The 10,082-nt window shown below is 74.5% G+C and carries 7 protein-coding genes and 2 pseudogenes; 7 read left to right on the top strand and 2 right to left on the bottom strand.

Features of this window, described 5'->3' with window-relative positions:
- The 4 genes and pseudogenes from BG452_RS21740 to BG452_RS21725 all read left to right on the top strand — a co-directional run.
- Positions 1 to 326, top strand: a pseudogene (locus BG452_RS21740) (MFS transporter); the annotation flags it as partial.
- 92 nt (positions 327 to 418) lie between these two features.
- A complete protein-coding gene (locus BG452_RS21735; RefSeq protein ID WP_188306011.1) occupies positions 419 to 1,783 on the top strand; it encodes an FAD-binding oxidoreductase in 1,365 nt (454 codons plus the stop codon).
- A gap of 496 nt (positions 1,784 to 2,279) precedes the next feature.
- The gene (locus tag BG452_RS21730; RefSeq protein ID WP_188306010.1) at positions 2,280 to 2,609 is read left to right on the top strand and encodes a hypothetical protein; all 330 of its coding nucleotides are present in this window, start codon (positions 2,280 to 2,282) and stop codon (positions 2,607 to 2,609) included.
- 471 nt (positions 2,610 to 3,080) lie between these two features.
- Entirely contained in the window at positions 3,081 to 3,857 is a 777-nt protein-coding gene (locus tag BG452_RS21725) for a pyridoxal 5'-phosphate synthase (RefSeq protein WP_223242551.1), read from the top strand.
- Positions 3,858 to 3,957: 100 nt separating this feature from the next.
- Here BG452_RS21725 and BG452_RS21720 read toward each other — a convergent pair whose 3' ends face one another.
- Positions 3,958 to 5,019: an EamA family transporter gene (locus tag BG452_RS21720; RefSeq protein ID WP_223242550.1), complete on the bottom strand. Its 1,062-nt coding sequence runs from the start codon at positions 5,017 to 5,019 to the stop codon at positions 3,958 to 3,960.
- A gap of 152 nt (positions 5,020 to 5,171) precedes the next feature.
- On the opposite strand from BG452_RS21720, the gene BG452_RS21715 reads away from it, so the two are divergent.
- The 3 genes from BG452_RS21715 to BG452_RS21705 all read left to right on the top strand — a co-directional run bounded on the left by BG452_RS21715 (position 5,172) and on the right by BG452_RS21705 (position 9,188).
- Positions 5,172 to 6,044 carry a DUF1906 domain-containing protein gene (locus BG452_RS21715; protein WP_188306009.1) on the top strand — a complete coding sequence of 291 codons (873 nt, stop codon included), beginning with the start codon at positions 5,172 to 5,174 and terminating at the stop codon, positions 6,042 to 6,044.
- 46 nt (positions 6,045 to 6,090) lie between these two features.
- Positions 6,091 to 7,365: a hypothetical protein gene (locus BG452_RS21710; RefSeq protein WP_188306008.1), complete on the top strand. Its 1,275-nt coding sequence runs from the start codon at positions 6,091 to 6,093 to the stop codon at positions 7,363 to 7,365.
- Positions 7,366 to 7,526: 161 nt separating this feature from the next.
- A complete protein-coding gene (locus BG452_RS21705; RefSeq protein WP_188306007.1) occupies positions 7,527 to 9,188 on the top strand; it encodes a long-chain fatty acid--CoA ligase in 1,662 nt (553 codons plus the stop codon).
- 93 nt (positions 9,189 to 9,281) lie between these two features.
- Here BG452_RS21705 and BG452_RS21700 read toward each other — a convergent pair.
- Positions 9,282 to 10,082: pseudogene (locus BG452_RS21700) on the bottom strand (hypothetical protein); the annotation flags it as partial.

Below are 10,082 nucleotides of genomic sequence, written 5' to 3'. Positions count from 1 at the left end.
GTACGGCCTCGGCGGGTGTGGCGCTGCTGGCGCTGTCGGCCGGCCCGGCGGGCGCGGTGGCCGGGAGCACGGTGGCGGGCGTCGGGTCCGGGCTGTTCGCCTGTCACCTCGGGCCGTTGGTGCTCGGCGGTGCGCCGGCCTCCCATCTCTCCCGGGTGCAGGCGCTGTTGACGCTGGTACAGAGCCTCGCCCTGGTGCTGTCCACCGGTCTGCTCGGCCTGCTGGCGGACGCGGCCGACGCCGCCCTGCCAACCCTGCTCTGCGCGCTCGCCACCGGTGCGGCCGGGCTGGCGGCCCTCGCCACCCCGGCCCTGCACCGGGCCTGACCGGCGAGGAGGCCCACTTGCCCGCCCCCGGCCCGGCGGGCAGAGTGCGGAGGGGCGGCGGTGCGGCGGTGCGGCGGCGAGTGGAGGCGGCGATGGGTGATCTGACGGACCGACTGGCGCAGGGCCTCCCGGCCGGGGCGGTGGTGGTGGATCCGGACGTGACCGCCGCCTACAGCCATGACATGGCGGGCTTCTGCGTCGCCGGCGCGCCCGCCGTGGTGGTCTTCCCGGAGACGGTCGAGCAGGTGCGGCACGTGCTGCGCACCGCCACCGAGCTGCGGGTGCCGGTGGTGCCGCAGGGGGCCCGGACGGGGCTGTCGGGGGCGGCGAACGCGGTCGACGGGTGCATCGTGCTGTCGCTGGTGAAGCTGAACCGGATCCTGGAGATCGACCCGGTGAACCGCGTCGCGGTCGTCGAGCCGGGCGTGGTGAACGCCGAACTCTCGCGCGCCGTGGCGGAGTTCGGGCTCTGCTACCCGCCGGACCCGTCCAGCTGGGAGTCCTGCACGATCGGCGGCAACATCGGCACCGGCGCGGGCGGGCTGTGCTGCGTGAAGTACGGCGTCACCAGCGAGTACGTGCTCGGGCTGGACGTGGTGCTGGCGGACGGCCGGCTGCTGTCCACCGGGCGCCGGACGGCCAAGGGGGTGGCCGGGTACGACCTGACCCGGCTGCTGGTCGGCTCGGAGGGGACGCTCGGGGTGGTGGTCCGGGCGGTGCTGTCGCTGCGGCCCGCTCCGGCCCCGCAGCTGGCGCTGGCGGCGGAGTTCCCGAGCGCGGACACGGCCGGTGCGGCGGTCTGCGCGGTGATGGCGCGCGGGCTGACCCCGTCACTGATGGAGCTGATGGACGCGGTGTCCGTCCGCGCCGTCAACGAGCTGGGGCAGATGGGCCTGCCGGAGTCGACCCAGGCGCTGCTGCTGGTGGCCTTCGACGGGCCGGACCGGGAGGCCGGGTTGGCGCGGGTCGCGGAGTTGTGCCGGGAGGCCGGGGCGACCGAGGTGGTACCGGCCGAGGACCAGGCGGAGTCCGATCTGCTGCTGGCGGCCCGGCGGCTGGCGCTGCCCGCGCTGGACCGGCTGGGCACCACGATGATCGACGACGTGGCGGTGCCGCGGTCCCGGCTGGCCGAGATGCTGAACGGCGTCGCGCGGATCGCCGAGCGGCACGCGCTGACCATCGGGGTGGTCAGCCACGCCGGGGACGGCAACACCCACCCGATCGTGATCTTCGACGCGGCGGACCCGGAGCAGACGGCCCGCGCCCAGCGCTCCTTCGACGAGATCATGGCGCTCGGGCTGGAGCTGGGCGGCACGATCACCGGCGAGCACGGGGTGGGGCTGCTCAAGCGGGACTGGCTGGCCCGTGAGCTGGGGCCGGTCGGGCTGGACCTGCAGCGGCAGGTGAAGGCGGTCTTCGATCCGCTGGGAATCCTCAATCCGGGCAAGATGGTCTGATTTTCAGGGCGGCAGGATTCGGAGTGGCAGGATTCAGAGCGGCAGGATTCATCGTCTCATCACCCCTTCGGTGACCGCTTTCTTTGCCATATTTCAGTACGACTTTCTGATGGTCTGCGAATGGCTGGAAAGTCGACATGGAAGGGTGGTCGAACTTTTCGGGGGCACGTTCCATGGCAGCCTGCGCCGGGGTGGTGCGCTCGGTGGTTCGTGTGGCGCCGAAGCGTCGCTCCCCGGGCTGCGGAAAGTCGCTGCCGTTCGGGCAAAGTCCCAGCTCAGTGACGGTGTGTCGGCGCACTGTCCGATGTGGCGCCCGTTATGCGCGGCCCCGGTGGATATCACGCTAACGGGCGAAAACTGCCCCGTCGGCTAGTGCTTTGTCGATTTGTTGCGGAAGTCTGTCTACCGGCGTCGCAGCCCGCAGGTGTTCGTCTGGCCGGCGAACCCCCGCACCATGCACGACCAATACACGATTAACAGCTTTTTGGAGGCTCATGTGGCTCGCTTCAACACCCGCCGGGTATCCGGGCTCCTGCTCGCCGCGCCGCTCGCGGCCGGTCTGCTGCTGGCGGGCGCCGGGGTCGCCGCCGCCGACAACGGCGCGGGTGCCGCGGCCGGCTCCAACGCCGGCGTGGTGTCCAACACCGGCACCGGCAACGTCTTCGGCGGGGTCGACGGCAACTACGTCTCCAACCAGCAGACGGCCACCGGCGCCGGTGCCTCGAACCAGAACAACACCGTCGCGGTGAAGGACAACGCGGGCAACGTCCTGGCCGGCCAGGGCAACAAGAACGTCAACGTCATCTTCACCCCGATCTTCAGCTGACCACCTCCGGCACCACTGCCGGCGGGGGCGCCGGAGGTGGACGGCCGCAGGTGAGCTGAGCAATCGCGGAGGGGATGGAAACGGTCCCCGGGCGGACTCCCGTCCCGGTGTGGACCGGGGAGATCGGACAAACGCATGGACCGGCCGGCGGAAAGGGTCACCGCTGAAACCGGCCTCGTGGGCGGTGCCGCCATCGGCACCGCCCACGAGTGCGTCCGGCGCCGGTGGGCGGGAGCCCGGGCGGCGGCTACCGCTCCGGGCGCACGGCCGGGCCCGAGCGGCCTCCGGCCCGCACGGGCGCCGGGCCCGGGAACGTGTGCGAGCGGCCCGGATCCGTCCAGCGAGGGCCCGAGCCCGGAGCCGTCGGTCCACGGCGGTACGGTTGCGCTCCGACAGCGCTCCATATGGCCGGGCCCGGAACGGACGGCCCGACCGGGGCGACGACCGCGGCAATCGGAAGGAAGGCGCGCGATGGCGGCGGAGGACGAGGGCCTGACCGGCCCGGACGGAGCCAGGCCCGCACCGGAGCCGCAGCCGCAGGCGTGCCCGGCCCCACTGGACGAGCGTCGGCCCGGACCGCGGTCCGTCCCCGAACTGCTGCTCGGCCGCCCGCCGATGGCCCGCCCGCTGCCCTCCTTCGACCACGAGGCCGCCCCCGCCGAGCCCGGCCCGCTGTTCCTGGACTGGCTCGCCACCGCGCTGGACGCCGGGGTGCTGGACCCGCAGGCCCTCACCCTCTCCACGGTCGACGCCGACGGCATGCCGGACGCCCGGGTGCTGGTGCTGCGCGACGTGGACTCGGCCGGCACCGGCTGGAACTTCTCCGCCGCCGCCGACAGCCCCAAGGGCCGTCAGCTCGCCCACCACCCGGCCGCCGCGCTGTCCGTCTACTGGCCGCAGCTGGGCCGCCAGGTGCGGGTCCGCGGCACCGTCGAGCGGGCCGCCGACCTGGTCGCCGCCGCCGAGTTCGCCACCCGCTCGCCCGCCGCCCGGATCGGCGCGCTGGTCGGCCGGCAGAGCGAGCCGCTGGGCGGGCTGACCGAGTACGACGAGGCGGTGAAGGTCGCCCGGCGCCGGCTGGAGGCCACGCCGGACGCCGTCGCGCCCGGCCACGCGGTCTACACCCTGTGGGCGCACGAGGTGGAGTTCTGGCAGGGCGACGCCCAGCGCCGGCATGTCCGGCTGCGCTACACCCGCACCGGCCCGGTCCGCGCCCCGGAGTGGTCGCGCACCCTGCTCTGGCCGTAAGCGCCGTAGGCGCCGTAAGCGCCGTAAACGTCGCCCTCGTAAGCCCCGTAAACGAGGTAGGCGACGTAAGGGCCGTCAGCCCCGGAGGGCGCCGGGACGCTCAGCGCCGCCCGGTCAGCGTGGCCCCCACGCTGGCCGCCACCACGCAGCCGATCCCGGCCAGCTGCGCCGCACCCAGCAGCTGGCCGAGCACCACCAGCCCGACCAGCGCGCTGACCGCCGGCTCCAGGCTGACCAGCACGCTGAACACCCGCTGGGGCATCCGGCGCAGCGCCGTCATCTCCAGCGCGTAGGGGAGTACCGGCAGCAGCAGCGCGACCCCGGCCGCCGAGGCGAGCAGCACCAGCGGGGAGGCGCCGGGTGCGGTCAGCCCGTCCCAGGCCTGGCCGAGCCCGAACGGCGCGAGGGCCAGCGCGCCGACCGTCATCGACACCGCCAGGCCCTGGAAGCCCTGGAAGGTGGCGCCGACCTTGTCGGTGAACAGGATGTACACCGCGTAGCAGGCCGCCGCGCCGAAGGCGTACAGCAGGCCGACCGGGTCGAGCGAGCCGCCGCCCTCCCCCTCGCCGAGCAGGGTCAGCAGGATGACGCCGGCCCCCGCGAGCAGGGCCCAGAGCAGGTGGCTGGCGCGGCGGGCGAAGACCAGGGCGACCGCGAGCGGGCCGAGGAACTCGATGGTCGCGGCGGTGCCCATCGGCAGCCGGTCGATCGCTCCGGCGAACAGCAACGTCATCCCGGCCGAGGCGATGCCGAGCAGCGCGGCCGCGGCGAGGTCGCGCGGGCGCTTGTCGCGCAGCCTGGGCCGGGTGACGGCGAGCAGGATGACCGCGGCGAAGCCCAGCCGCAGGAAGGTGGTGCCGCTGACCCCGAGCGGGCCGAACAGCGGCTTGGACAGGGCGATGCCGGTCTGCACCAGGAACATCGCGACCAGACACAGAAGCGGCGCCGGGATCCTCTCCGGGCGCCGCAGGGCCTTGCCGAACCGGCCGGTTCGGCCGGGTCGCACCCCGGGGGGCGCCGCGGAGCCGGGCTCCCCACCTCGTCGCCAGCTGCCCCGCTCGCCGGCAGGCTCGCCCTTGGGGGCGGGCGGCATGGCAAGGGCCTCGGCGACGGCGGCGGCCGAGGTGGGGGCAGCGGTTTCGCTGCTCTGGGAGGTGGGCATGCTAACGAGTTTGCCGTAAGGAGTGACAAAGCAGCAAGCTCGTTACCGGAATCGGGACGGATGCGGACGGGTGCGCCCGAAAGGGTGGACTCGCGCGGCCCCTGCGGCGTGGTGGACGCGTTCGTCCGACGGTCCGTCAGTACCAAGGCCGGATGCGCTACCTCCGCCCGGCGGCCGTCCTCGCCGCCTCCCTCGTGCTCCTGCTGGCCATCGAAGGGACGGGCGTGGACGCCGAAGCCTCCGCCCCCGCGGCCGTCGCCGCCCCGCGCATCCGGGCGGTCAAGCTCCCCGACCGGTTCGGCCCGCCCCGGTTCCACGACAACTGGAGCGGCGCCGCCTTCGACGCCTGCACCGCACCCCCGGCCGAGACCCTGCGGGGCTGGCGCGCCGCCTCCCCGTACGCGGCGGTCGGCATCTACGTCAGCGGCTCCCAGCGCGGCTGCGCCCAGCCCCGGCTCACCGCGGACTGGATCCGCGAGGCGCGCTCGACGGGCTGGCGCTTCCTGCCGGTGCACGTCGGCCTGCAGGCCCCGTGCGCCGACCTGAGCCGCAAGCCCCAGCGGATCGACCCGGCCAAGGCCGTCCAGCAGGGCCAGGACGAGGCCGACGAGGCCGTGCGCGCGATGCGCTCGCTCGGGCTCGGCACGGGCAGCCCGGTCTACCTGGACATCGAGGCCTACCCGGTGCACGACGCCGCCTGCGGGCAGGCCGTGGTCGACTTCACCCTCGGCTGGACCCAGGGCCTGCACTCGGCGGGCTACAGCTCCGGCTTCTACTCCAGCCTCGACTCCGGCGTCGCCGACCTGGCCGCCGCCGCCCGGGCCGGCAGCTCCCCGCTCCCCGACGCCGTCTGGTACGCCCACTGGGACGATCACGCCGACACGGCCGGGGCCGGACCGCTCACCCCGGACCTCTGGCGCTCCCGCCAGCGCGTCCACCAGTACCGCGGCAACGTCCAGGAGACCTACGCCGGCCAGACCCTCGCCATCGACCGCGACCAGGTCGACGGGCCGACCGCCGGCTGACCCCCCGTCGATAGGGTGGCCGCTCAGCGAGCACCCAGGGGGCGGCATGACGAACGGCCAGGAACATCCGGGCGCGCCCGGGTACGGCGGCGCACCGCAGCCGGGCCCGTACCCGCCGAACCCGTACGCCCAGCCCGTGCCGCCGCCGCAGAACCCGTACGCCCAGAACCCGTACGCCCAGCCGGCTCCGCCGCCGCAGCAGCCCGCCGCCCAACCCCCGTACCCCGCAGGCCAGTTCACCGCCCAACCCCCGTACCCCGCAGGCCAGTTCACCGCCCAACCCCCGTACCCCGCAGGCCAGTTCACCGCCGACCAGCCGCAGCCCGGCGGCCTCGCCGGCCCGCTGCCGCGCCGCAACCGCGCGGCCGTGCTGCTCCAGTTCCTCCTGCAGTGGATCTACGCCCCGCTCTGGATCCTCGGTCTGGTGGTCGTCTTCGCGGCCATCCTGGCGGCCGCGATCTTCTCCAACTACGGCGGGGAGGGCCCCAGCTCCGACGGCTGGCTGAGGGTCAACCGCAGCTTCATCCCGCCGCGCCGTCTGCGGGCCGAGCTCACCGGCCGCCCCGAGGACTGGGAGCGCTACGTCACCCCGGTGCTGAAGCGCCGCATCGCCGCCGCCGAGGCGAACCACGCGGCCGGCGGCGGCGAGGTGCAGCTCGACCTCGGCCGCGAGGTGTCCGTCGGCCTGGCGGCGCGCCTCTACCGGGGCCTCGGCGCGGACGGCGTGGTGCGGGTCGCCGAGCGCTCCGGCTGGCAGGCGGCGCCCTCCGGCACCGACGCCGAGCGGGTCCGGCTGGTCCGCCGGTTCCCCGCCCCCACGGCCGTGAGCGCGCCCTCCCCGCAGGACCCGCCCGCTGCCCCCGGCACCCCGTGGGGCCCGCAGCCGGGCCGCTTCGCGCCGTTGCTGCCCGTCATCTTCCTGCTCCAGATCGGCTACGCCCCGGTGTACGCCCTGCTCACCTTCTGGGTGGACCGCCCCGAGCCCGACTACTGGGAGCGCTGGGGCGCCCGCTGGACGGTCGGCCCGCGCGCCTTCCGCGCCGAGTTCACCGGCAGCCCCGCCGCCTGGGACCGCCACGTCCGCCGCATCCTCAAGCGCGACGCCGCCCGCGAGCTCGGCCGCACCGCCGAAAGCTACGGCCGGCTGCTCGCCCCGGACGGCACCTTCCTGCGCCGCGTCCGGCTGCACCGCGCCACCTACCGCGGCGCCGGCGCCCAGCAGGCGCTGCGGATCGCCGCCGAGCAGGGCTGGGTCCTCGACCCGGCGTACGCCCCCGACCCGGTCAACTCGCTGCGCCTCTGCCGCCCCGACCACCGCTGAGCGACCCCGGTGCGGAACCGGGGCGAACCCGTGATCCGCGCAACGGGGCCGGGATGCTGACAGCGGGCGGACGGAACGGCACAATCGGGCACGTCCGCGCGCATTACCGCCCGGTAGGTGTGCCGTCGGAGTCGCCAGTGCCGCCAGGTCGAGGAGGACCCGTGTTCAGCACGATGCAGGACGTACCGCTCACCGTCACCCGAATCCTGGAGCACGGATCCACCGTCCACGCCCGTTCGACCGTCACCACCTGGGACGTGAGCGGGCCGGTCGTCCGGACCTACGCCGAGGTGGGCGCCCGCGCCGCGCAGCTCGCGCACGCGCTGCGCGACGAGCTCGGCGTGACGGGGGACGACCGGGTGGCGACCCTGATGTGGAACAACGACTTCCACCTGGAGGCGTACCTCGCCGTCCCCGCGATGGGCGCCGTGCTGCACACCCTGAACCTGCGGCTGCCCGCCCAGCAGCTGTCCTTCATCATCGACCACGCCGCGGACCGCGTGATCGTCGTCAACGGCAGCGTCCTGCCGCTGCTCGCCGCCGTGCTGCCGGACCTCGCGCCCACCCTGAAGCACATCGTGGTGGCCGGCCCCGGCGACCGTTCGCTGCTGGCCGGCTTCGCGGGCGGCGTGCACGACTACGAGGAGCTGATCGCCGGGCGGCCCACCGACTTCCCGTGGCAGCGCGACATCGACGAGCGCCGGGCCGCCGTGCTCTGCTACACCTCCGGCACCACCGGCGACCCGAAGGGCGTGCTCTACAGCCACCGGTCGATCTACCTGCACTGCATGCAGGTCAACACCGGCGACAACTTCGCCTTCACCCCGCGCGACACCGCGCTGCCGGTGGTCCCGATGTTCCACGTGAACGCCTGGGGCATCCCGCACGCCGCCTTCATGTCCGGCGCCAACCTGCTCATGCCGGATCGTTTCCTCCAGCCCAAGCCGATGGCCGAGATGATCGCCGCCGTCCGGCCCACCGTCAGCGCCGCCGTCCCCACCATCTGGAGCGGCCTGCTGGACGAGCTGGACGCGGGCGACTACGACACCTCCAGCCTGCGCATGGTGGTCATCGGCGGCAGCGCCTGCCCGCCCTCGCTGATGAAGGCCTACGACGAGCGCCACGGCATCCGGGTGCTGCACGCCTGGGGCATGACCGAGACCTCCCCGCTCGGCTCCTTCGCCCAGCCGCCCGGTGGCCTCACCCCGGAGGAGGAGTGGCCGTACCGGATCACCCAGGGCCTCTTCCCGGCCTCGGTCGAGGCCCGGCTGATCGGCCCGGGCGGCGAGCGGATGCCGCACGACGGCGTCGCCGCCGGCGAGTTGGAGGTGCGCGGCCCGTGGATCGCCGGCGCCTACTACGGCGGTGCCGGGCAGGACCCGCTCCGCCCCGAGGACAAGTTCTCCGAGGACGGCTGGCTGCGCACCGGCGACGTCGGCACCATCACCGCCGACGGCTACCTGACCCTCACCGACCGGGCCAAGGACGTCATCAAGTCGGGCGGGGAGTGGATCTCCTCGGTCGAGTTGGAGAACGCCCTGATGGGCCACCCCGAGGTGGCCGAGGCCGCCGTGGTCGCGGTGCCGGACGAGCGGTGGGGCGAGCGCCCGCTGGCCACCGTGGTGCTGCGCCCGGGCGCGACCGCCGGGCTGAAGGAGCTGCGGGCCTTCCTGGCCGAGCGGATCGCCTCCTGGCAGCTGCCGGAGCGCTGGGCGATCGTCGAGTCCGTCCCGAAGACCTCGGTCGGAAAGTTCGACAAGAAGGTGCTCCGGGCCAGCTACGCGGCCGACGAACTGGACGTCACCACGCTCGGCAAGGAGTAGCCGAGGAGTAGCGGACAGCACGGAGGGCCGGCCCCGTACGGAACGGGACCGGCCCTCCGCCGTGTCTCCGGGCCTCCGCCGTCTCTCCGGGCCTCAGCCCGCGGCGGCGACGCCCGCCTCGCCCATCGTGCCGATCCGCCCGAGCAGGTCGACGATCCGGGACTGGACGTCCTCGCTGGTCGAGCGCTCGGCGAGGAAGAGCACCGTCTCGCCGGTGCGCAGCCGGGGCAGCTCGCGCGGGTCGAGGTCGACCGAGGTGTAGACCACCAGCGGGGTGCGGTGCAGCCGGTCGTTGGCGCGCAGCCAGTCCAGCAGGCCGATCCGGCGGCGGCGGATCTGGAACAGGTCCATCACCACCAGGTTGGGCTGCACGCTGCTGGCCCGGGCGACGGCGTCGTTCTCGTCCACCGCGTGCTCGACGTGCATCCCGCGCCGCTCCAGGCTGCTGATCATGGCGGCGGCGATGTCCGGGTCGCCCTCCACCAGCAGCACCCGCGGGGCGTGGTGCTCGCCGTCGCGCGGGGCGAGGGCGCGCAGCAGCACGGCCGGGTCGGCGCCGTACGCGGCGTCCCGGGTGGCCTGGCCGAGGCCGGCGGTGACCAGCACCGGGACCCTGCTGTTGAGCGCCGCGGTGCGCAGCGACTGCAGCGCGGTGCGGGTGATCGGGCTGGTCAGCGGGTCGACGAAGAGCGCCGCCGGGAAGGCGTTCGCCTGGGCGTCGACCTCCTCGCGGGAGCGGACGATCACCGGCAGGTAGCCGCGCGACTGGAGGGCCTGGTTGGTGGCCGGGTCCGGCTCGGGCCAGACCAGCAGCCGACGGGTGTTGGCCAGCTCGCCGGACGCGGCCGGCGACTGCTCGGCGTCGGGCCGGTCGCTCCGGGCCGGCGGCAGTTC

Origin of the sequence: Streptomyces sp. CBMA123, from assembly GCF_014596465.1 — a bacterium.
Taxonomy (GTDB): Bacteria; Actinomycetota; Actinomycetes; order Streptomycetales; family Streptomycetaceae; genus Kitasatospora.
Note: the sequence above shows the minus strand (reverse complement) of the source record. Positions and strands in the feature narration are given on the sequence as shown.

What these genes read in the sequence shown, in the direction of transcription:
- BG452_RS21735 (WP_188306011.1), top strand. Translation starts at nt 419, where the DNA reads ATGGGTGATCTGACGGACCGACTGGCGCAGGGCCTCCCGGCCGGGGCG.
- BG452_RS21725 (WP_223242551.1), top strand. Translation starts at nt 3,081, where the DNA reads ATGGCGGCGGAGGACGAGGGCCTGACCGGCCCGGACGGAGCCAGGCCC.
- BG452_RS21710 (WP_188306008.1), top strand. Translation starts at nt 6,091, where the DNA reads ATGACGAACGGCCAGGAACATCCGGGCGCGCCCGGGTACGGCGGCGCA.
- BG452_RS21715 (WP_188306009.1), top strand. Translation starts at nt 5,172, where the DNA reads ATGCGCTACCTCCGCCCGGCGGCCGTCCTCGCCGCCTCCCTCGTGCTC.
- BG452_RS21720 (WP_223242550.1), bottom strand. Translation starts at nt 5,019, where the DNA reads ATGCCCACCTCCCAGAGCAGCGAAACCGCTGCCCCCACCTCGGCCGCC.